This window comes from Microlunatus capsulatus (assembly GCF_017876495.1).
Taxonomy (GTDB): Bacteria; Actinomycetota; Actinomycetes; order Propionibacteriales; family Propionibacteriaceae; genus Microlunatus; species Microlunatus capsulatus.
This window is the reverse complement of sequence record NZ_JAGIOB010000001.1, coordinates 3,750,018-3,770,504: the sequence shown is the minus strand read 5'-3', so window position 1 is coordinate 3,770,504 and position 20,487 is coordinate 3,750,018. Positions and strand designations below refer to the sequence as shown.

Genomic DNA, 20,487 nt, shown 5'->3' with positions numbered 1-20,487 from the left:
GGTGACGGCTCAGCGCTGGGGTGCCGGCAACGAGCTGACGCTCCACGAGCACCTGGTCGCGGACTCGACCGAGCTGCAGCTGCGGTGGCCCACCCATCCCGCCGCCGCTGACCAGCCCCTGACCATCGGATGGATCTGCACACCACCCACACTCGGCTCCGGCGGTCACACGACGATGTTCCGCATGGTCGAGGGCCTCGAGCGGGCCGGGCACCGCTGCCGCCTCTACCTCTACGACCGGCACGACGGGGACCTGGAGGCGCAGCGGCGCACCGTCCGGGAGGGATGGCCCGGAGTGCGGGCCGAGGTGCTCTCCAGCGACGCGCTCCCGGGAGGGAGCCGCCCGACGGGCGGCAGGCCCCTGGACGCCTGCATCGCCACCTCGTGGGAGTCGGCGCACGTGCTGGCCACCCTCGGTGCGGCTCCCATGCAGCGCTTCTACTTCGTGCAGGACTACGAGCCGTACTTCTACCCGAGGGGCACCGAGTACGCCCTGGCGGAGGACAGCTACCGCTTCGGCTTCCACGTCCTCGCCCTCGGTTCGATGGTGGCGGACTGCCTCCGCAGCCAGCTCGGGGTCCCCTCCACCGTGGTGGACTTCGGCTCGGACACCACGACCTACTTCGTCAAGTCGCCGCCGGCCGAGCGCACCGGGGTCGTCTGCTACGCGCGCCCCGGGAACCCGCGACGGGGCTGGGCCATGGCGGAGCTGAGCCTGACGCGCTTCCACCGGCGTCACCCGGACGTGCCGATCCGGATCTACGGTGCTCACCTGCGCAACCTCCCCTTCCCGGCCGAGATCTACCCCCGGTTGACACCGGCCGAGCTCAACGACCTCTACAACCGTTCCGTCGCCGGGCTCGCCCTCTCCTTCACCAACGTCTCGCTGGTGGCGGAGGAGATGTTGAGCGCCGGCGTGGTCCCGGTCGTGAACGACGCCCCGGAACCCCGCGCGTGCCTGACCAACCCCTCGGTGGTGTGGGCCGCCGGAACGCCGTCCGCCCTCGCCGACGCCTTGGGCGCCACGGTGTCCAGCGGCGCCACCCTGGACCGCCGGGCCACCGCGTCGTCGCCGACGCGAGGAAGCTGGGCCACCACTGCCGGACAGGTGGTGGAAGCAGTGGAACACCACTGCTTCGCCCGCCTGCAGGAGCCGGTGCACGCACCGGCAGGAGCGAGCTGACGTGGACTTCATCGACGCCCTGAGGGTGCTGCTGCGACGCTGGCGGGTGATGGCCGTAGGTGCCGCCGTGGTGCTCGCCGCGGCCGCCGCCGCCGTCGCGCTCGTGCCGACCCAGTACCAGGCCACCGGCCAGTTGGTGATGCTCCTCCCGCCCCAGGCGACGGGCGCCGCGACCCCGACGAACCCCTACCTCAACCTCGAGCCCGGGTTGACGGTCACGGCCTCCCTGATCGCCTCGACGCTGAGCACCAAGGACTCGGCCCGCAGCCTCGAGGCTGCGGGCTTCACCTCCGACTACGCCATCGGCCTCAGTCCCGACGCCGGCCCCGTCCTGGTGATCAGCACGGAGGACACCGACGGCGCCATGGCCGTGCGGACGCGGGACGAGGTCATCCGCAGGCTGCAGGTGGAGCTCGCGCGGATCCAGTCAGCCGTCAACGCTCCGCAGCGTCAGCTGATCGACGCCCGACCCAACAGCGCGCCGTCGGTGGCGGAGCCGCTGCCGGGGAGCAAGATCCGTGCCCTCGCCGTCATCGGCGGCGTGGGGGTGGTCACCACCCTCCTCGTGGCTTTCATCCGTGACCGGCGGCGGCCGGAGGAGGATCGGGAGGAGGTCCGGGCGGCCGCGCCGACGCCGCGCGCGACGCCGCGCTCCCGCGCGGACGAGCGGGTGCGACCTGACGCCGGGGAACGGCTGCGCCCCGCCGAGGACCGCCCGCGGGAGCGGGTGAGCGCATCAGCCGCAGCCCGGTGGTGGGACTCGTGACCGACGCTCTCCGGACGGAGGGGTCCGGTCCCCTCGGCGCCACCGTCTCCTGGGCGGCGGCGCGTCGGGCGGGCCTGGTGCGCTCCTGGAAGGACGGCTCTCTGAGCATCCCGGCCCGCGTGTTCGTGGTCGTGTACGTCTTCCTGCTGTTCTGCATCCCCTCCCAGCTCGTCATCCGGCCGCTGGGCGCCCCCGGCACCCCGGCGAACCTGTGGGGGATCCTGGCGCTCCTCTGGTGGCTGCTCGCCACGCTCGGTGGCCGCAACCCGGTCCGGGGCTTCACCCCCACCCGCGTGAGCGTCGGGCTCCTGGTCGGGGCCGTGCTCGCGAGCTACGTGGCCGGCAACGCCGCCGGCTGGTACTCCCCGGCGGACATCCGCCAGTCCACCGACGAGCTCTGGACGCTGGTCGCGGTGCCAGCGGACCAGCTCAACGCCACGATGATCAGCGCGGCTGACCGCGGGTTGCTCTCGGTCGCCGGCTGGGCCGGTGTCGTGCTGCTGGCCAGCGAAGGACTGCGGACCAGCCACGAGCTGGAGCGGGTGGTCGGATGGGTGGTGGGCTTCGGCACCTTCGTCGCCGCCCTGGGGATCGTCCAGTACTTCACCGCCTACGACATCGCGGCACTGTTCACCATCCCCGGCCTGAGCGCCAACTCCGACTTCGGCGAGGTCGTCTCCCGCTCGGTCCTCAACCGCGTCTCGAGCACAGCAGTCCACCCGATCGAGTTCGGGGTACTGCTCGCCGGGGTTTTCCTCCTCGCGCTGCACCGGAGCCTGTTCGCCGCCAACCGGTCGTGGATCCTGCGGTGGCTTCCCACGCTCGTCATCGGCACCGCGCTCCCCATGTCGGTGTCTCGGTCGGCGATCCTCGCCCTCGCGCTCGCCTGCGCCGTGGTCTTCGTCGGCTGGCCCGCTCGCTGGCGGATCCGGGGGTTGCTGCTGGCCCCGCTGGCCGTCGTCGGCATGCGTCTCGTGGCCCCCGGCCTGGTCGGCACGATCCGCTCGCTCTTCGGCAACCTCGGCGACGACCCCAGCGTGACCGGGCGCACCGCTGACTACAGCGCTGTCCTGGGCCTCTACACCGAGCACCCGCTCCTCGGACGCGGCCTCTTCACCTTCGTCCCCCGCTACTACCGCATCCTCGACAACCAGATGCTGATGACGCTCGTCGAGCTCGGGGCGATCGGCCTCGCGGCCACGCTGGTCTTCCTGGGGACCGGGGTCTACCTGGCCAGGGCGGCCCGGCGTCGGCTGACCTCCGAGCGTGAACGGCACCTGGCGCTCGTGCTCTCGGCGTCGCTCGTCGGCGTCGTGCTCAGCTACCTGACGTTCGACGCCTGGGGCTTCCCGATGGTGGCCGGCTCGACCTTCCTCCTCGTCGGGCTGGCCGGCGCAGCCCACCGCCTCAGCCTCGAGCCGCCGCTCGGAGCGGTCGACGCGCGTCTCCCGTCGCCCGCCGCACCGGTAGGAGGTCCGTCGTGACCCGACCCGACATCGCCATCGTCGTCGTCACGTTCAACAGCGCGGGCCTCGTCGCCGACCTCGTGGCCTCGCTGCCGACGAGCGAAGCCTTCACCTGGCATCTGGTGGTCGCCGACAACGACTCGATGGACGGCACCGTCCAGGAGGTCCGCGCCCAGGCTCCCGCCGCCGACGTGGTGCAGATGGGCCGCAACGCCGGGTACGCAGCGGGCATCAATGCCGCCGTGCTCGCAGCGGGACGCCGTGACGCCTACCTGGTGCTCAACCCGGACGTGCGTCTGCACGCGGGGTGCGTCGAGGGACTGCTCGACGCGCTCGACCAGCCCGGCGTCGGCATCGCCGTCCCGCGGCTCAGCGATGGCCTGGGCCAGCTCATCCTGTCCATGCGCCGCGAGCCCACTGTGGTGCGGGTGCTGGCCGATCTTGCTCTCGGTGCTGAGCGCGCAGGGCGCATCGGGACGCTCGGCGAGGTGGTCAGCGACCCTCGTCGGTACGACCGGTCGACGTCGACCCCCTGGGCGGAGGGCTCGACCCAGCTCGTCAGCCACGCGTGCTGGGAAGCGTGCGGCCCGTGGGACGAGAGCTTCTTCCTCTACTCCGAGGAGGCGGATTTCGACCTGCGGGCGGGCGACCTCGGGTACAGCACCCGCTACGTGCCGGACGCCCGCGCGACCCACCTGGAGGGTGGTTCGGCCGGCTCGCCCCCGCTCTGGGCCCTGCTGCAGGTGAACCGGGTCCGCCTGCACCGCAAGAGGAACGGTCGCGTCGCGGCACTCGCCTTCTGGTCAGCCGTCGTGCTGCGCGAGCTCTCGCGCGCCTGCCTCGGCCGGCCGACGAGTCGAGCGGCTCTCGCCTTCCTCCTCGACCCACGACGCCTGCGCGAGCCGGCGGGTCCCTGGTCGCTCGAGCCCGGGCACGGCCGGTCCCTGCTCCACCCGGCGTCCCGATGAGATCGGCCGGTGAGCTGGTGCGTGACGCCCTCGTCAACACCTGGGGGGCCTCGGTGCTGACCCCGCGGCACCTGCGGTGGGCACTGCTCAAGGCCTACGGCGTCCGGCTCGAGCGGGCCTCGGTCGGGGCGAGGTGCTGGTTCGGCAGCCGGGACGTGACGATCGGTCGGAGCGCCTACGTCAACCGTGGGGTGTTCTTCGACGGCATCGGTCCGATCCGGGTGGGGAAGCGGGTGCACCTGGGCATGGAGGTGATGATCCTCACCGGCTCGCACAGCATCGGCGGACCCGACTGCCGGGCAGGAGCCCTGAGCGCGGCTCCCGTCGTCATCGAGGACGGGGCCTGGATCGGGGCGAGAGCGGTGCTGATGCCCGGTGCCGTCGTGGGGCGAGGATCAGTCGTGGCCGCCGGTTCCGTCGTCACGGGGACCTGCGACCCGGACACCCTCTACGCAGGCGTCCCGGCCCGCAAGATCCGGGTGCTCGGCCCGGAGGACCGCGAGACCGGGCCATGAGCTCGGCCACGCGTCCCGGCGCCCGTCCTCGACCTCGCCGAGGCTTCCTCGCGGTCGTCGCGGTGCTGATCGCACTCCTCGTCCTCGGCCTGGCAGCAGCGCTGGCGGCGCGAGCACTCGGGGGCGCGACGAACCAGCCGCCGGTCGGCCGGCCCGCGGCGAGCGCCGGACAACCACCGGCGTCGATGCCGGACGACACGAACACCGGGGTTCCCGCCGGCACCGTTCTCTCGGACTACAGCGGCCCTCTCGTCCTGGACGAGCCCGGGGCCACCATCGACGCCCGCACGATCCGCGGGAACGTGGTCATCGCCGCCCCCGACATCCGCATCACGAGGAGCCACATCCTCGGAACGGTCAGCAACGAGCTCGCCTCAGCCTCGTTCACCATCACGGACTCGACCGTGGACGCCGGCCCGCTCATGGTGACGGGAATCGGCTCCCTGAACTTCGTCGCCACCCGGGTGCAGGTCACCGGAGGCAATCGCAGCATCCTCTGCGGCTCCGACTGCCTCGTCGAGTACAGCTACGTGCACGGCCAAGCCACCGACAGGACCGGCGTCGCGCACGAGTCCGGGATCCGGATGTCCCAACGTTCCGTCATCCGGTTCAACACCATCGCCTGCGATGCGCCCGACGTACCTCCTGACGCCGGGTGCTCTGCGGCCCTGACCGGGTACGGCGACTTCGAGCCGGTACAGGACAACCTCGTCCAGGGAAACCTCTTCCGGCACGGCAGCGGAGGGTTCTGCGCCTACGGGGGGTCGTCCGGCGCCGACGGCTCCAAGCCGTTCGGCGCCGACGCCTCCGGGATCCGCTTCGTCGACAACGTCTGGGAACGCGGCACCCAGCCGGGAGACCACGGCGAGCCGGTGTGCGGGCACTGGGGACCGGTCACGGACTTCGACCCGAGCCGGCCCGGCAACGACTGGTCGGGGAACACCTGGGACGACGGACGACCCCTCGAGCCCTAGGAGATCGGGATCCTCATCGCCACCGCTTGACGGTCATCCTCGCCCTCTGCAACGTCCGGTGAACGCCATCGGGACGGAGCAGGATGGCGCGGACCGTCGCGCCGCTGTCACCGGCCCGGATGCTGTAGCGCGGCTGCAACCAGCTCGAGCGTCGCGCCGGCGCCCGGTCGCTGGAGTAGACGTGGTCGTACCCCTCCGCTCGAAGCCTGCCCAGCACCTGTCGGTCGTAACGGCCGAGCGGCAGGGCCGCCTCGTCGACCGCTCCACCCGAGGCCTCGACGAGCAGGCGACGCGCCTCGACGAACTCCCGCCGTTGTTGGTCCTCGTCCAGGTGCCGCCACGGGCGGTGGTCGAACCCGTGGCTGCCCACCGTCATGCCGGCTGCTCGGAGTGCCCGCAGCTCCACCTCCCCGAGGCTCCCGGGCTGCTCCAGCCGCCCGGCCAGTGCGAAGAACGTCGCCACCAGGCCCCGCTCGCTCAGACCCGGCAGCCCGTGGGTCACGTCCGACCGGTTGCCGTCGTCGAAGCTCAGGGCCACGTCCTCGCGGCCGACCACCTCGTCGAGGACCTCCGAGAAAAGCTGGGGCGTGATCCAGTAGGCCTCCTCGCCCGGCTCGAGCTGACGCTCGGGGTTCCCGATCCCGTGGAAGCAGATGTTGAACTGCGGGCCTCTCATGCCGCCTCCTCCGCCGCCGAGCCCGGACTCGACCCCCGTGTGCTGTCGTCACGGGCCCAGCCCTTCGCCCCCGGCGTCATGCGCGCCCAGAGAGCAGCGGCGGTCGTGATCCCGACGTAGACCGCTGCTGAGGGCCAGAGCTGAGGTCGCGTCCGCACCACGCCCCACCAGGCCCACCGGTCCGCGGGTCGGATCGTCGCCGTCACCAGGCCCTTGACGCCGGCGCGGCGCATCGCCGCGTTGCCCCGGCGCACGCGTACAAGGCGGCGGAGGAGATCGCGCGAGCGACGAGGTGCCTCCACGACCACCACGACCGAGGTCACCGTGCGCTTCTCCTCGGGACCGAAGAGCGAGTCGAGGAACAGGTCGTCGGCCACCATGCGGGGAAAGCCGGTGAAACGGCTGCGACCACGGTCGGAGACAGCGATGAGCCCACGGCCGAACAATCCATCGCGGTAGGCGGGGAGCCGACCGTTGACGGCGAAATAGGCCCGCACGAGCAGGGGTCGCCCGCTCACGTCGACCCGTCGGGACGGCACGGCGGCCAGGACGCCGTCCGGCTGCCCGAGCGCTGCGACCAGGGCGGCCACCCCGCCGGAGGGGACGACGATGTCCGCGTCGAGGTAGAGGCGTGGGAAGGAGGAGGCGACCGCGTCCCCCGCGTCGAGTGCCGCGGCCTTGCCCGGGGCCGCGAGCTCGAGCACGCGTGCACCGGCCCTGCGCGCCCGGTCGGCCGTGTCGTCCGCGCAGCCGTTCGCCACGACGACGACATCGAGCCCCGGCCCGTTCGCACGGAGACCCTCCAGGCACCTCTCGATGACCGCCGCCTCGTCGTGGGCGGCGATGACGACAGACGTCACCGCTGGTCCTGCTGGCCGGACGTCACGTCCATGGTCCCCCCGGGTCCTCGCGGCTCGCTCCCGAGATCAACCTAGGACAGCAGGAAGCATCCGCGGGGCGTTTGGCTGCAGTTGCCCCCGGACCGGCGGACTGCCGTACGTTACGGCCATGGACGCGCCCGTCTCAGGACACGGAGTCGCCCTGTCCGCCATCCACCCCTCCGACGTGGGGCGGGTGGCCGCCTTCCTGCACCGCGAGCTGAACCCCCGGGTCGCCGCTGCTGACTGGGTTCGCGGGATGCAACCCTCCTGGATGGCCGGAGCACCCAACCACGGCTACATGTTGACCGTCGACTCAGAGGTCGTGGGAGCCAACCTCGCGTTCTACTCCACCCGGTGCGTCGACGGGCGTCCTGAGAGCTTCTGCAACCTGGGCGCCCTCTGCTGCCTCGACTCCTACCGCACCCACGCGCTACGGCTGGTGAGGGCTGTGCTCGCTCAACGGGGGATGACCTTCACCGACCTGTCCCCGAGCGGCAACGTCGTCGCCATGGACCGACGGCTAGGGTTCCGCGATCTCGACACCCGGGTGTCCCTGGTCCCGAACCTGCCCTGGGCCCCGGTCCCCGGGGTCCGGGTGACGTCCGACGTCCAGGCCATCGAGCGACTCGTCCCCGAGCAGCAGCGAGAGCTCTTCGAGGACCACCGGCATGCACCGGCTGTCCAGCACGTGCTCCTGCGGGAAGGGGCGCAGAGCTGCTACGTCATCGTCCGGCGGGACCGGCGGAAGGGGCTGCCGCTGTTCCTGAGCCTGCTCCACATCAGCAACGCCACGCTCTACGCCCGCCGCTCGCGCCTCCTGCACTCCCATCTCCTCCACCGGACCGGAGCACCGTTGGCGCTGGTGGAGCACCGGATCAGCCGGCTACGTCCTCCCGGTGCGCTGTGGCGGGGTGGAGGGCGGCCCAAGCTCTATCGCAGCAGCTCGGTCGAGCAGCGACACGTCGACGACCTCTACAGCGAGCTCACGCAGATCGCCTGGTGAGCTGACGACGGGCGAGGAGGACCAGAGCCGCCCCGCCCGCCGCCAGTTCCGACCTCAGTTCGAGGCGGCGACCGTCCCGCCGTCGGACCAGACGTTGCCGGACCAGATGTTCCCGCTCAGCCGCGTGTCGAACGAGGTGATGGGTCCGTAGAAGCCGCACCGACCTGAGGGGCCACGCTCGAAGACGTTGTCGCGGAACACGATCCCGGACGTCTGCGAGGAGTAGGGCTTGCCCTGCGACGACCCGCCGTAGGCGCAGAAGCCGCCTGTCGTGGCCTTGAACAGGTTCTTCTCGACCACGTTGTTCCGGACCGGGGCGAAGTCGCCGTAGCCGGTCAGGCCCGCCGAGCAGCCGGCGTCCGGCGGCACGTCCGGCGCGTCGCAGGTGATGGAGTTGTGCCGGATCGTCGCGCCCGATCCCATCCTGATGCCGGACTCGTGCATCCGGCCGGTGTCGTCACGGTACTGGCCGTGGACGTAGGAGTCCTGGATGACGCAGTCGCGGTAGCAGTGCATGGACCGGTTGCCGCCGTTGACGTGGACCCGGGTGGCGGTGAAGTTGACCGCGCCGACCCCGGTGCCCTCACGAGCACCGATGCGGACCTCGGAGTCGGAGATGCTGAAGGAGTACCCGGTGGTGTTCTCCCCGGTACCCACCGTGCCGTTGATGAGGGACCGGGTGATCTTCACCCCGGAGGCCCTGATGTCGAGGCTGCAGCTGATGGTCTTGGCGTCGATCACCGTGCCGGCAGCGGTGATGGTGCACGGACCGGTGTAGGGGGACAGCGTGGTCCCTGTCGGCACCCCGGTGTTGGCCGCGGTCGGCCAGCCCGTCATGGCCGGGGCGGTCGTGGGGGTCGGAGTGGTGGGTGCGGTGGTCGGCTTCGGCGTGGCCGTGGGCGCGGCGGTGGTGGGCCGCGCCGCCACCGGGGTGCCCGTGCTGAACGCCACGTCGACGTAGTAGGCCGAGCCCTGGTAGGTCTGGGTGGGGCGGCCCGAGCCGTAGGTGTAGACGCCGGCGGACGCGGTGAGCGATCCGTTGCGCACGGTGCGACCGGAGGAGAAGACGCCGTGGTCTCCGGCGTAGCGGCCCTGGGGGGCCCGGTAGGACACGGTGTAGCCCTGGCCGACGACGAGGTTGACCGGCTTCGACAGCGCGGCCTGCCGCCACCCGCTGCTGGTGGTGGTGGCGAACGTGGCCGTCGCGAGGGCACGTCCCTGGGCGTCCCAGAGCGTTCCGACGTGCGGCCCGACGTTGGCGCTCGTCCCGTAGAAGCGGAGCGCGGTGACCGATCCGGCGGTCGAGGTGGAGAACACGGTGCCGATCTCGACCGAGGAGCGGTCGGCGTCGGCGGGCACCTTCGGAACCGTCGTGGACGACCACATGGTCGTGGTCGTGGTCGCGGCCTGGGAGGTCAGTCCTCCGACGAGACCGGTCATCCCGGCGACCACCGCCGACGCGGCGGCCAGGAAGGCGACGGCGCGACGGAGGGTTCCGGGGCGGGGTGAGGGACGTGCGGCGGCGGAGGGCGGGGCGGCCGTTCCGGTGCGCGGACGGGGGGCTCGAACGGGCATGCAGATCTCCTAGCGATGCGCCCGAGCAAGGGGGAACAGTAGCTCAGGCGGCAGGGTCCCGCTGACGATCTGGCTGATCGGCGTCCTGCGGGTGTCGATGGGGCTGTCGACGCACGCACTGTAGGGAGCGATCGTTGTAGAAACGAAATCAAGAAGGCAGCGCTAACCGCCCTGCTGTGCTAAGAGGGACGGCTGTGACCTGAGGTGACGACGAGCGATGTGAGAAACGCCACAGTGCTCGGCGTCGCCGCGACATCCTTCGTCACCAGATCGTCCACCCACCGCTCGTCCAGGAACCCCGTCTTCCGGGACTCGTCGAGGAGCTGCGGGTTCTGCCGCCAGTGGGTGAGCACCCGCGCGGCGAGCACCTCACCTCCCACGGGGGGTCGCTGGGCTCGACGCAACTTCTGCACGGCCTTCCGGACCAGCTTGTGCCCGGTGCTGCCCACCCGCGCGCCGGCGGTGCGGGCCCCGGGCTGGGCGTAGACGGCTGGAGGCGGCCGACCGTCGAGGGGGATCCGCCCGAGGCCGTCGTCCAACGTCATCTGCAGCCGCGCGAGGAAGACGGAGCCACGCTTGTCCCGCGGGTCGAGCCGTCCCACGAGGTCCAGGAACTCCGGGTCCAGCATCGGGTTGACGATCTCGCGCTCGAGGCACCAGGCGGTCTCGGTCACCCCCGCCCAGCGCTGCATCCGATTCCGGAGGTAGAGGTCATCGGTGGCCTGCAGCCAGGGCAGCCCGGAGGCCGCGAGCTCCCGGTGGACGGCACGCTCTGCCGTCGAGCGCGACCACGAGGCGAACTCCGGCGTCAGGGCCTCCCGCTCCACGGCCTCGTTGACGAAGAGCCGCCAGCCCGCGAGCCGTCGCGATCGGGCGCTGGTCACCGGTCGGGTGCGGCCCGACGCGTCGTAGTAGAAACCCCGGGCGACCTCGCCGCCGAGCCCCGACAGCCGGGGCGACGGGGTGAAACGCTCCTCCGCCCACCCCAAAGCCGCGGTGGCGAGCGGGTCGGCCATCCCGTCCAGCTGCCCGGCGGCCCGCGCGACCCGTCCCCACGCCTGCTCGGGGGTCAGGTCCTCGATGCCGTCGAGACCGTGCACCTCGTGCTCAAGTCCCACCCGCGCGGCGAGCGAGCGGGCGACCTCGACGTCGGGGTCGCCCGGTCGCCCCAGGGTCATCGCGCCGAGGCCACGACGGCGCGCGGGCTCGACCGCGCTCAGCAGGATCCGGGAGTCCTGGCCGCCGGTGAGCTGCAGGACGCCCTCCGGACGCTCGTCGAGGAAGCGGGCCAGGGAGGTCCGCAGCAGCGCGGCCGCTCCCTCGAGGGCCTCCCCCAGGGGGATCGGCCCGTCCGCATGAGCTGCGGCCGGCCGCAGCCGAAGCCCTGCTGGCCCCAGCCGTGCCTCCACGCCGGGCGCCAGCTTCTGCACACCCGCCCAGAGCGTCCTCTGCCCGAGCTGCCAACCCAACCAGCCCTGCACGGCGACGCCCTCGGGGTCGGGTCGTACGCCCAGACAGGCGGCGAGGAGTGCGGCCGAGGTGGAGATCCCGGCCACCCCCTCGTGCTCACCCTGGTACAGCTGCCGCAGCCCCATGCTGTCCGCCTGGACGCTGAGGTCCCCGTCCGGCAGGCAGCGCAGGACCGCAAAGGGCGGGAGCAGGGTCGCGACGCCTCCCGCGTCCAGCACGGTGCCGAGCTCGCCACCGTGCAGGTATCCCTCACGGGTGCGGGCGGTCAGCGTCAGGGGCTGCACCCCGGTCGCGACCGGCTCGGGCAACCCCCAGCGGACGACCAGCGCTGAGCCGTGCCATCCGAGGTCCGCCTCAGCGGGCCCACCGGAGCCCGCCCAGCGTCGCTCCAGCTCCTCCCGACGGCCGGCGGGAGCGGTCAGGGCGACGAGCCCTGCCGGCGGGATCACCGAACGCCCCCTCGCAGCAGCAGGAGCGGCTGCTCAGACGCTGAGGCGCTTGCTCTCGACGAAGTCCGCAAGGCTCCCGACCGTCTCGAACAGCTCGCCGCTGAACTCCTCGTCCTCGATGGTGAGGCCGAGGTCGTCCTCGAGCGCCTGCACGAGCTCGAGGACGGCGAGGGAGTCGAGCTCGGGAAGGCTCCCGAAGAGACCCGTGCTCGCGTCCATCTCCGCCAGACGGTCCTCGATGCCGAGGGTCCGGGCGACGAGAGCGCTGACCTGCTGGACGGTGGCGTCATCGGCCATGGGTGGTCCTCCTGTGGTGTGCGGTGGGCTCGACCGGCCGGGCCGGTGGAGTGGATGCGAGGCCGGGAGCGGGCCGGCGGACCTTCGCCGGTCATCAGACGAGAACTTCGAGCGGGGCCGGGTGGCCGAGGAACGCGGTGGGGCTGGCGGTGAGCCCGTAGGCCCCCGCCTGGAACAGGACGACGAGGTCGCCGACCTCGGCGGGTGGCAGCTCGACGTCGTTGCCGAGCAGGTCCAGCGGGGTGCAGAGGCAGCCGACGACCGACACCGTCTCGGCGGGCGCCTCGTCGGCCCGGCTGCCCACGACGAGCGGGTAGTTGCGCCGGATCACCTGCCCGAAGTTGCCCGACGCGGCGAGCTGGTGGTGCATGCCGCCGTCGACGACGAGGTAGGTCTTGCCGCGGGAGACCTTCCGGTCCACCACCTCGGTGACGTAGACCCCGCTCTCCCCCACCAGGTAGCGCCCCAGCTCGATGACCGGGCGCGCCTGCGGGAACCGCTCGGCGATGACGCCGTCGACGAGCTCGTGGAGGTTCTCGGCCACCCGGGCCAGGTCGAGGTCCTCGTCCGCGGCGAAGTAGGGGATGCCGAAGCCGCCACCCAGGTTGAGGTAGCGCAGGGGCGACGCCAGGTGGTCGGCCAGCTGCAGCACCAGGTCCACGGTCCGGCGCTGGGCCTCGGCGAGGATGTCGGCGCGGAGGTTCTGCGAGCCGGCGAAGACGTGGAAGCCCAGGATGTCGACGTCCGCCCCCGCCAGCTCGCCCAGCAGGGCCGGCACCTGCTCGGCGTCCACGCCGAACTGCTGCGGCCCGCCGCCCATCCGCATGCCGGACCCCTTGACCGCGAAGTCGGGGTTCACCCGGACGGCGACGCTCGCCCGCACACCCAGGGCGTCGCCGGCCGCCAGCACCCGGCGTGCCTCGGTGGCCGACTCGACCTCCAGCACGACCCCGGCCGCGACGGCCCGCCGGATCTCGGCCGGGGTCTTGCCGGGGCCGGCGAAGCTGACGCGCTCAGCAGGCACCCCGGTGTCCAGGGCGACCAGCATCTCCCCGGCCGAGGCCACGTCGAGGGAGTCCACCAACCCGGCGAGGTGCTGCACCACCGCCGGCATCGGGTTGGCCTTGACGGCGTAGGTCAGCTGCAGCCGCTCGGGCAGCACCGAGCGCAGCAGCTGCACGCGCTCGGTGATCAGCCGCCGGTCGTAGGCGAAGAACGGCGTCGACCCGACGCGCGCCGCCAGCAGGCCCAGCGGCAGGCCGCCGACGGACAGCTGCCCCTTGACGGTGCCGAAGGAGCGCAGCAGGTTCTCGGTGCTCACGCGGTCAGCTCCGCCCGGATCAGGCTGCGGTCGTACTTCCCGTTCGGCGAGCGGGGCAGCTCCTCGCGCACCAGCACCGTCGAGGGGACCATGTACAGCGGCAGCTGCTTGCGGAACGCGGCGACCAGCTGGTCGGGCCGCAGCTCGTCGCCGTTGACCGGTGTGGCCACGAGGACGATCCGCTGCCCCAGCCGCTCGTCCTCCACCCCGAGGGCGACGGCGTCGCGGACCAGGCCGGTGTCGTAGGCGACCTCCTCGACCTCGGTCGGGCTCACCCGGTACCCGGAGGTCTTGATCATGTCGTCCGTGCGGCCGACGAAGTAGAGGAAGCCCTCCTCGTCGGCGACGACGTGGTCGCCCGACCAGACGGCCACCTCGGGCGTCCGCCACGCGGCGGCCTCCCCGGGCACCGGCTTGAACCGCTCCGCCGTCTTGACCGGGTCGTCCCAGTAGCCCAGCCCGACCAGCGCGCCGCGGTGCACCAGCTCGCCCTCCTCGCCGGGACCGCAGCGGGTCCCGTCGGGTCGGACGACGAGGATCTCGGCGTTCGGGATCGCCTTGCCGATGGAGTCGGGGCGGCGGTCAACCTCCGCCGGGTCGAGGTAGGTGGACCTGAACGCCTCGGTCAGGCCGTACATGAGGAAGGGCTGCGCGGCAGGGAAGAGCGCCCGCAGCCGCTCCAGGGTCGACTTGGGCATCCGCCCGCCCGTGTTGGCGAAGTAGCGCAGCGACGCCCCGGCGCCCTCGGGCCAGGCGGCGCTGACCACCTGCAGCCACAGCGGCGGCACCCCGGTCAGCCCCGTCACCCGGTGCGCGGCGACCAGCTTGACGATGTCGGCGGCCACCAGGTGGTTGTGCAGCACCACGTGGGCGCCGACCGCGAACGCGGTGGTCACCTGGCTGAAGCCGGCGTCGAAGCTGAGCGGCAGCGCCGAGAGGATGACGTCGTCCGCGGTGTTCGCCAGGTAGCTGCTCACGCTCTCGGCCCCGACCAGCAGGTTCCGGTGGGACAGCACGACGCCCTTGGGCCGGCCGGTGCTGCCCGAGGTGTAGAAGATGGCGGCGACGTCGACGTCGACGGCGGGCGGGGGCACCAGCGGCGCGTCCGCGCCCTGCAGGTCGGCCCAGAGGTGCACCGCGAACCCGCGGCCAGGACGCAGGTCGTCCTGGTCGGCGGACTCGTCGACCAGGACGACCTGCTCGAGCGCGGGCAGGTCGTCGAGGGCCTCGCGGACCAGGGCCAGCCGCTCCCGGGTGGTGACCAGGACGCGGACGCCGCAGTTGCCCAGGATGTACGTGGCCTGGGCCGCCTTGAGCACGTGGTTGACCGGCACCACGACACCGCCGGCCGCCGACGTGGCGAACAGGGCGACGACGGTCTCGACCCGCTTGTCGACGAAGACGGCGACCCGGTCGCCCCGCTGCAGCCCGAGGCCCTGGAGCCCGGCCGCCACCCGCTGCACGGCGGACCAGACGTCGGCGTAGGTCGCGGTGCGGGTGCGGTGGGTCAGGCAGGGCGCGTCCGGTCGCCGGTGCGCGGCCTGCTCGAGCAGGTGGTGCAGGTTCGTGCGCACGGCGGCGCTCCTCACGGTCGTCGTCATCGTCGTCCCAGCGCCCGGTAGCTCCAGCCGGCCGCCCGCCAGGTCTCGGCGTCGAGGGCGTTGCGGCCGTCGAGCACCCGCGGCCGGCGGACCAGCGTGCGGACCCGGGCCGGGTCGAGCGCGACGTACTCGGGCCACTCGGTGAGCAGCAGCACGAGCTCGGCCCCGCGCACCGTCTCCTCGACGGTCTCGGCGAAGACCAGGTCCGGCCACTTCGCCGACGCGTTGGCGATCGCCTGCGGGTCGGTGACCACGACGTCGGCGCCCTGCAGCGACATCTGCGCCGCGACGCTCAGCGCCGGGGAGTCCCGGACGTCGTCGCTGTCGGGCTTGAAGGCCGCGCCGAGGACGGCGACCCGCCGGCCGGCCAGCGAGCCGCCGCACTCCTCGCGGGCCAGGTCGACCATCCGCACCCGGCGCCGCATGTTGATCGCGTCGACCTCGCGGAGGAACGTCAGCGCCTGGTCGACGCCGAGCTCCCCGGCCCGGGCCATGAAGGCCCGGATGTCCTTGGGCAGGCAGCCGCCGCCGAAGCCGAGCCCGGCGTTGAGGAAGCGGCGGCCGATCCGGGCGTCGTACCCGATCGCCTCGGCCAGCTGGACGACGTCGCCGCCGGTGGCCTCGCACAGCTCGGCCATCGCGTTGATGAAGGAGATCTTCGTGGCCAGGAAGGAGTTCGCCGCCACCTTGACCAGCTGGGCGGTGGTCAGGTCGGTCACGACGACGGGGGTGCCCTCCGCGACCGCCTTGCCGTAGACGCGGTTGAGCACGGCCACCGCCCGCTCCCCCGCCGGCCCCTCGGGGACCCCGTAGACCAGCCGGTCGGGGGCCAGGGTGTCCGCGACGGCGTGCCCCTCGCGCAGGAACTCCGGGTTCCAGACCAGCGTCGCCGCCGGCTCCACGGCCCGCACCTGCTCCGCGATCCGCTCGGCGGTCCCCACCGGCACGGTCGACTTGCCGACGACGAGGTCGCCGGGCTTGAGGTGCGGCAGCAGCTGGGCCACCGCGGCGTCCACGTGCCGCAGGTCCGCGGAGTTCTCGCCGCGGCGCTGGGGGGTGCCGACGCAGAGGAAGTGCACCTCGGCCGCGGTCAGCGCGGCGACGTCGCTGGAGAAGTGCAGCTGGCCGCTGCGCGCGCCCTCGGCCAGCAGCTCGCCGAGCCCGGGCTCGAAGAACGGCGCCCGGCCGGCCGCGAGGTCGGCCACCTTGGCCGTGTCCACGTCGAGGCCGACGACGTCGTGGCCGAGGCTGGCCATCGCCGCGGCGTGCACGGCGCCGAGGTAGCCGCAGCCCATCACCGAGATCCGGACGGCGGCCCCGGGGTCCCCGACCTCCTGGTCGGCGGGGCGGTCCTCGAGCGCCCCGTCGTCGGACGTGCTCCAGTCCGGGATCACGCGGAGCTCCGCTGCAGGATGAAGCGGTCGAGCGCCGCGACGTCGCCGAGGTCGACGTAGCGGCGGCCCCGGTGGTCGAGCTCGACCACCGGCTCGGCGGCCACCGCGGCCGCGTCGACGATGACGGTGGCGGGCACCCGGCGCTCGGCGGGCGACCAGGCCGCCACGCGGTCGAAGACCTCGACGTAGCCGGTGGACTGGGTGCGCCAGTCCAGCTCCTCCTGGACGCGGCGGCGGGCGCTGCGGCCCATCGCGCAGCGCAGGTCGTCGTCGTCCAGCAGCGACGCGACGGCGTCGGCGAAGGCGCCCACGTCCCCCGAGGGGACGTACAGCGCGCAGTCCCCGCCGGAGACCCGGGTCTCGGTGAGGTCGAAGGCCACCGAGGGCAGCGCGTAGGCCATGTACTCCATCGTCTTGTTCATCGTGGAGACGTCGTTCAGCGGCGACTTGAGGTCGGGGCAGACGCCCACGTCCGCCGAGCTCAGCTGGTCGGCGATGACGTCGAGGTCGGCCCGGCCGGTGAAGGTGACGACGTCGTCCAGCCCCAGCTCGGTGCAGCGGGCGCGCAGCTCCTCGTAGCAGTCCCCGAAGCCCATCAGGACGGCCCGGACGTCACGACGACCGCGGCGGTGCACGAGGTCGTCCATCACGTCGAGCACGACGTCCACCCCGTCCTGGGGCCCCATCACGCCCAGGTAGACCAGCGTCTTCGGGCGGTCGGCGGCCGCCGGGTCGGCGGCGTAGACGGGCCGCATCCGGCTGGTGTCGGGGCCGCTGCGCACCACGACGACGTCCTCGCCCCGCCGGTGGCCGCGGCCCATCGCGACGGCCCGGTACGACTCGTTGGTCGAGATGACCATCTCCGCCGTGCGGTAGGTCATCCGCTCCAGCCAGCACAGACCCCAGTACTGCAGCCGGGCCGACGGCGTCGTCGGCTCGCCGAAGCGGGACAGGAACAGCTCGGGGTTGAGGTCGTGCTGGTCGAAGACGAAGCGGACGCCCCGCGAGCGCCAGAGGCGGGCGAGCAGCCAGTAGGTGTCCGGCGGGTTGCACGCCTGGATGACCTGGAACGGCTGCGCGGCCCAGACCCGCGTCGAGAGCCAGGCCGTCCGGAGCCAGCTGTAGGCGAACTCCAGGACGAAGCCGGCCACGCCGCCGGCCTCCGGCGCCGGGCGGTACTTGTGGATGGTGATCCCGTCGATGACCTGGAGACCGGGGTCGCCGGGGCCCTTCGGGCAGATGACGGTGACCGCGTAGCCGGCGGCGGCCAGCGTCTGGCACTCCAGCCAGACGCGGCGGTCCAGCGGCACCGGCAGGTTCTGGACGATGACCAGGATGTGGGGACGGCTGTCCCAGGCGCGCTGCTGGCGGCGGCTCGGCTTGCGGGGCCGCATCTTCAGCATGCTGGCCATCAGCGCCGGCCCGGGTCGGCGGCGGTGTCGGGGGTGGGGTCGGCCGACGCCGGGAGGCTGCGGGTGACGGGGACCTGGGGCAGGGTCGGCAGCGCCGGGCCGGCGTCACCCGGGTGGGGACCGGCGATCCGGTGGTGCACGGTGGTGGTCATCGTTGACAGCTCCTTCGTGGGGACAAGCCGTGGGGGTGCAGGAGAGTGCGCGGGGGTGGGCGGGTCGCCGGTCAGCCGGTGCGGACCACCGCCGGGGAGGAGGCCTGCGGGATGAGCACGACCGGCGTGCCCCCGCCGTCGGCGGGGACGCTCCAGACGTCGGTGGTGGTGGCCTCGGTCCCCTCGCGGGGCAGGGCGTAGAGGAGCGAGCTGTCGTCCAGCCACTCCACCTGGTCGTCGACGCTGCGGGTCTCGGCCAGCAGCGTCTCGGTGCCCGAGGCGAGGTCGAGGACGGCGAGCCGCCACACCCCCGGGCGGGCGTCGTCGGGGCGGGTCTTGTAGGCGACCCGGAGGCCGTCGGGTGAGAGGGACGGGCACTCGGCGTTGGTGCGGAGCGCCGTCATGGACCGGTCCGCGAGGCTGCCGCGGACCAGCCACGTGGTGCCGCCCGAGGCGGCCGTGGCGTAGAAGGTGTCGTCGTCGGGGGCGAAGGTGACGCCCCAGTAGTTGCGGTCGACGGCGTCGAGCCGCTGGCCGTCCGGCAGCGTGGTGCGCCAGCCCTCGAGGCTGCCCAGGCTCTCGCCGTCGCGGCGGACCACCGTCTCGGTGGAGAACGAGGTGGAGGCGTAGGAGTGGCCGGTGACGAAGGTGGTGGTGGACACCAGCCGGCCGTCGCGCGACATCCGGGCCCGGCTGGGCTGGCCGACCAGCGCGGTCGACGACGTCGGCCGCAGGTCCGGGCCCAGCGCCGAGACGCCGTAGCTGGCGGCCATCCCGCGGGTCGCGGTCACGCAGACGCCGTCCGTCGCGGTCGCGTAGAGCCGCTCGCAGCTGACGTCGGTGACCGCCCGCGGTCCCCCGGGGTCGGCGAGCGGGACCAGGGCCAGCCGGGAGTAGTCGGCGCCCAGCGCCGCGTTGCGGAAGACGATCCGCGGCCCGGCCAGCACGGCGGCGACGGGCAGCGTGGCGACCGCGGGACCGGTGGCGCTGGCCTGCTGGCGGGCGTCGAGGAAGTACCCCGAGGCCACGGCCAGGCTGGCCACCAGGACGAGGACCAGCAGCCCGACGCGGGTCCGGGTCACCTCGTCACCGCCGTCCGCGGGGCGCGGAGCAGCGCGGCGGCGACCGGCAGCACCAGCGTCATCCCGACGCCGACGACGAGCAGCGCGGTCGAGCGGCCCGTCAGCTGCCAGAGCAGGCCGAAGCCGACGGAGGCGCCGAAGCGGCTGAGGGCGACGACGGTCTGGGCGGCGGCGATCCCGCTGGCCCGGCTGGCGGCGGGCACCAGCCGACTGGTCAGCGCGGCCAGCACCCCGTCGGTCGCGGCGTAGAAGACGCCGAGCAGCAGGAGGACGGCGACGACGGCCACCGCCCCGCCCGGCCGGGTCGCCGTCAGCGCGTAGGCCGCCACGAGCAGCACGTGCCCGGCCAGGAACACCCGTCCCCGACCCACCCGGTCGGCCAGCCGGCCGAGCGGGACCGCGGCCAGCAGGTAGGCCGCGTTCGTGCCCACCATGAGCAGCGGGAACCAGCTGGCGCCGAAGCTGCCGGAGGCGGCCAGCACGAGGTAGAGGAAGCCGTCGCCCACCGTGAGCAGGCCCAGGAGGCCCGCCGCGACGAGCACGCGGCGGAGCCGGCGGTCGGTGAGGTCCCGCCAGCGCATCCGCGGTGCGGCGACGGCGGCCGCGGCGACGGCCGGGTCGGCGCGGCGCCGCTGGGGCACGGCGATGACCAGCACCGCGAGCCCGATCACCGCGGCGGCGGCGCTGAGCACGAAGACCGAGCGGTAGCCGCCGACCCCGACGGGGATGGCGACCAGCACGGCGAAGGCCAGCAGCGGGCCGACCAGCGCGCCCGCGGTGTCCATGGCCCGGTGCACCCCGAAGTCGCGCCCCAGCCGGGAGGGGTCGCTGGCGTCGGCGATCATCGCGTCCCGCGGCCCGGTCCGCAGGCCCTTGCCCAGCCGGTCCAGCGCCACCACCCCGGTGAGGGCGGCGAAGCCGGTCACCGGCAGCAGCAGGAAGCGGGACAGGGCGGAGACGCCGTAGCCGGTGACGGCGACCCACTTGGGCTGCCGGCTGCGGTCGGCCCACCACCCGCCGAGGATCCGGACGGCCGCCGAGACCCCCTGGTGCACGCCGTCGAGGAAGCCGTAGGCCACCGGGCTCAGGCCGAGCACGGCGGTGACGTAGAGCGGCAGGACCGCGACGACGGCCTCGGAGGAGATGTCGGTGAAGAAGCTGACCACGCCGAGCGCGAGCACCGTGGCGGGCACCCCGCGGACGAGGCGGCGCGACGGCTCCCCCGGCCCGCCCGGCTCGGGCGCGGAGGAGGCCGGAGCGCTCGCCGTGCTGCCGGGGACCCCCCGGACGGTGACGTACACG

At 73.1% G+C, this 20,487-nt stretch carries 19 protein-coding genes; 7 read left to right on the top strand and 12 right to left on the bottom strand.

All coding sequences use genetic code 11. The features are described from left to right. The first annotated feature begins 1 nt into the window (after position 1). From JOF54_RS17545 to JOF54_RS17520, 6 genes are all read left to right on the top strand, one after another. Positions 2-1,183: a rhamnosyltransferase WsaF family glycosyltransferase gene (locus tag JOF54_RS17545; protein ID WP_210058143.1), complete on the top strand. Its 1,182-nt coding sequence runs from the start codon at positions 2-4 to the stop codon at positions 1,181-1,183. 1 nt (position 1,184) lies between these two features. Beyond that, entirely contained in the window at positions 1,185-1,949 is a 765-nt protein-coding gene (locus JOF54_RS17540) for a hypothetical protein (RefSeq protein WP_210058142.1), read from the top strand. Then, the gene (locus tag JOF54_RS22035; RefSeq protein ID WP_210058141.1) at positions 1,946-3,433 is read left to right on the top strand and encodes an O-antigen ligase family protein; all 1,488 of its coding nucleotides are present in this window, start codon (positions 1,946-1,948) and stop codon (positions 3,431-3,433) included. The genes JOF54_RS17540 and JOF54_RS22035 overlap by 4 nt, the downstream gene beginning before the upstream one ends. After that, positions 3,430-4,383, top strand: coding sequence for a glycosyltransferase family 2 protein (locus tag JOF54_RS17530; protein WP_210058140.1), 954 nt, complete (start codon positions 3,430-3,432; stop codon positions 4,381-4,383). Before JOF54_RS22035 ends, JOF54_RS17530 begins: the two co-directional genes overlap by 4 nt. Before the next feature lie 17 nt (positions 4,384-4,400). After that, positions 4,401-4,898: an acyltransferase gene (locus JOF54_RS22030; protein ID WP_210058139.1), complete on the top strand. Its 498-nt coding sequence runs from the start codon at positions 4,401-4,403 to the stop codon at positions 4,896-4,898. A gap of 185 nt (positions 4,899-5,083) precedes the next feature. Next, positions 5,084-5,872, top strand: a complete 789-nt coding sequence (locus JOF54_RS17520) for a hypothetical protein (protein WP_210058138.1) — start codon at positions 5,084-5,086, stop codon at positions 5,870-5,872. A 13-nt stretch (positions 5,873-5,885) separates the two neighbouring features. On the opposite strand, the gene JOF54_RS17515 is transcribed toward JOF54_RS17520, so the two are convergent. Both JOF54_RS17515 and JOF54_RS17510 read right to left on the bottom strand, forming a co-directional pair. After that, positions 5,886-6,548 carry a polysaccharide deacetylase family protein gene (locus JOF54_RS17515; protein ID WP_210058137.1) on the bottom strand — a complete coding sequence of 221 codons (663 nt, stop codon included), beginning with the start codon at positions 6,546-6,548 and terminating at the stop codon, positions 5,886-5,888. Then, positions 6,545-7,408 (bottom strand): glycosyltransferase family 2 protein, encoded by an 864-nt coding sequence (locus tag JOF54_RS17510; RefSeq protein WP_210058136.1) that lies wholly within the window; start codon positions 7,406-7,408, stop codon positions 6,545-6,547. Before JOF54_RS17510 ends, JOF54_RS17515 begins: the two co-directional genes overlap by 4 nt. A 148-nt stretch (positions 7,409-7,556) precedes the next feature. Here JOF54_RS17510 and JOF54_RS17505 point away from each other — a divergent pair, with 148 nt between their 5' ends. Further along, on the top strand, positions 7,557-8,432 hold the full coding sequence (locus tag JOF54_RS17505) for a hypothetical protein (protein WP_210058135.1): 876 nt from the start codon (positions 7,557-7,559) through the stop codon (positions 8,430-8,432). A gap of 54 nt (positions 8,433-8,486) precedes the next feature. Here JOF54_RS17505 and JOF54_RS17500 read toward each other — a convergent pair whose 3' ends face one another. The 10 genes from JOF54_RS17500 to JOF54_RS17455 form a co-directional block, all read right to left on the bottom strand. Next, positions 8,487-10,007 (bottom strand): DUF4082 domain-containing protein, encoded by a 1,521-nt coding sequence (locus JOF54_RS17500; protein WP_210058134.1) that lies wholly within the window; start codon positions 10,005-10,007, stop codon positions 8,487-8,489. A gap of 179 nt (positions 10,008-10,186) precedes the next feature. Next, entirely contained in the window at positions 10,187-11,926 is a 1,740-nt protein-coding gene (locus JOF54_RS17495; protein ID WP_210058132.1) for an asparagine synthetase B family protein, read from the bottom strand. A gap of 33 nt (positions 11,927-11,959) precedes the next feature. After that, positions 11,960-12,223: an acyl carrier protein gene (locus JOF54_RS17490; RefSeq protein WP_210058130.1), complete on the bottom strand. Its 264-nt coding sequence runs from the start codon at positions 12,221-12,223 to the stop codon at positions 11,960-11,962. A gap of 94 nt (positions 12,224-12,317) precedes the next feature. Next, complete coding sequence (locus tag JOF54_RS17485) at positions 12,318-13,544, bottom strand: pyridoxal-dependent decarboxylase, exosortase A system-associated (RefSeq protein ID WP_307804326.1); 1,227 nt, start codon at positions 13,542-13,544, stop codon at positions 12,318-12,320. Further along, a complete protein-coding gene (locus JOF54_RS17480; protein ID WP_210058127.1) occupies positions 13,541-15,118 on the bottom strand; it encodes an acyl-CoA ligase (AMP-forming), exosortase A system-associated in 1,578 nt (525 codons plus the stop codon). Before JOF54_RS17480 ends, JOF54_RS17485 begins: the two co-directional genes overlap by 4 nt. Before the next feature lie 23 nt (positions 15,119-15,141). Further along, complete coding sequence (locus JOF54_RS17475; protein WP_210059678.1) at positions 15,142-16,440, bottom strand: UDP-glucose dehydrogenase family protein; 1,299 nt, start codon at positions 16,438-16,440, stop codon at positions 15,142-15,144. A 95-nt stretch (positions 16,441-16,535) separates the two neighbouring features. After that, positions 16,536-17,951 carry a glycosyltransferase family 4 protein gene (locus JOF54_RS17470; RefSeq protein WP_245358178.1) on the bottom strand — a complete coding sequence of 472 codons (1,416 nt, stop codon included), beginning with the start codon at positions 17,949-17,951 and terminating at the stop codon, positions 16,536-16,538. Next, positions 17,951-18,103, bottom strand: a complete 153-nt coding sequence (locus tag JOF54_RS17465) for a hypothetical protein (protein ID WP_210058125.1) — start codon at positions 18,101-18,103, stop codon at positions 17,951-17,953. Before JOF54_RS17465 ends, JOF54_RS17470 begins: the two co-directional genes overlap by 1 nt. A gap of 71 nt (positions 18,104-18,174) precedes the next feature. Then, a complete protein-coding gene (locus JOF54_RS17460) occupies positions 18,175-19,185 on the bottom strand; it encodes a TolB-like translocation protein (protein ID WP_210058123.1) in 1,011 nt (336 codons plus the stop codon). After that, on the bottom strand, positions 19,182-20,486 hold the full coding sequence (locus JOF54_RS17455) for an MFS transporter (protein ID WP_210058121.1): 1,305 nt from the start codon (positions 20,484-20,486) through the stop codon (positions 19,182-19,184). Before JOF54_RS17455 ends, JOF54_RS17460 begins: the two co-directional genes overlap by 4 nt. Position 20,487: the final 1 nt, after the last annotated feature.

Bases quoted from the DNA above. Each gene is read 5' to 3' on its own strand.
- JOF54_RS17520 (WP_210058138.1), top strand. From the start codon at position 5,084: ATGCCGGACGACACGAACACCGGGGTTCCCGCCGGCACCGTTCTCTCG.
- JOF54_RS17515 (WP_210058137.1), bottom strand. From the start codon at position 6,548: ATGAGAGGCCCGCAGTTCAACATCTGCTTCCACGGGATCGGGAACCCC.
- JOF54_RS17505 (WP_210058135.1), top strand. From the start codon at position 7,557: ATGGACGCGCCCGTCTCAGGACACGGAGTCGCCCTGTCCGCCATCCAC.
- JOF54_RS17500 (WP_210058134.1), bottom strand. From the start codon at position 10,007: ATGCCCGTTCGAGCCCCCCGTCCGCGCACCGGAACGGCCGCCCCGCCC.
- JOF54_RS17490 (WP_210058130.1), bottom strand. From the start codon at position 12,223: ATGGCCGATGACGCCACCGTCCAGCAGGTCAGCGCTCTCGTCGCCCGG.
- JOF54_RS17475 (WP_210059678.1), bottom strand. From the start codon at position 16,440: ATGGGCTGCGGCTACCTCGGCGCCGTGCACGCCGCGGCGATGGCCAGC.
- JOF54_RS17470 (WP_245358178.1), bottom strand. From the start codon at position 17,951: ATGGCCAGCATGCTGAAGATGCGGCCCCGCAAGCCGAGCCGCCGCCAG.
- JOF54_RS17465 (WP_210058125.1), bottom strand. From the start codon at position 18,103: ATGACCACCACCGTGCACCACCGGATCGCCGGTCCCCACCCGGGTGAC.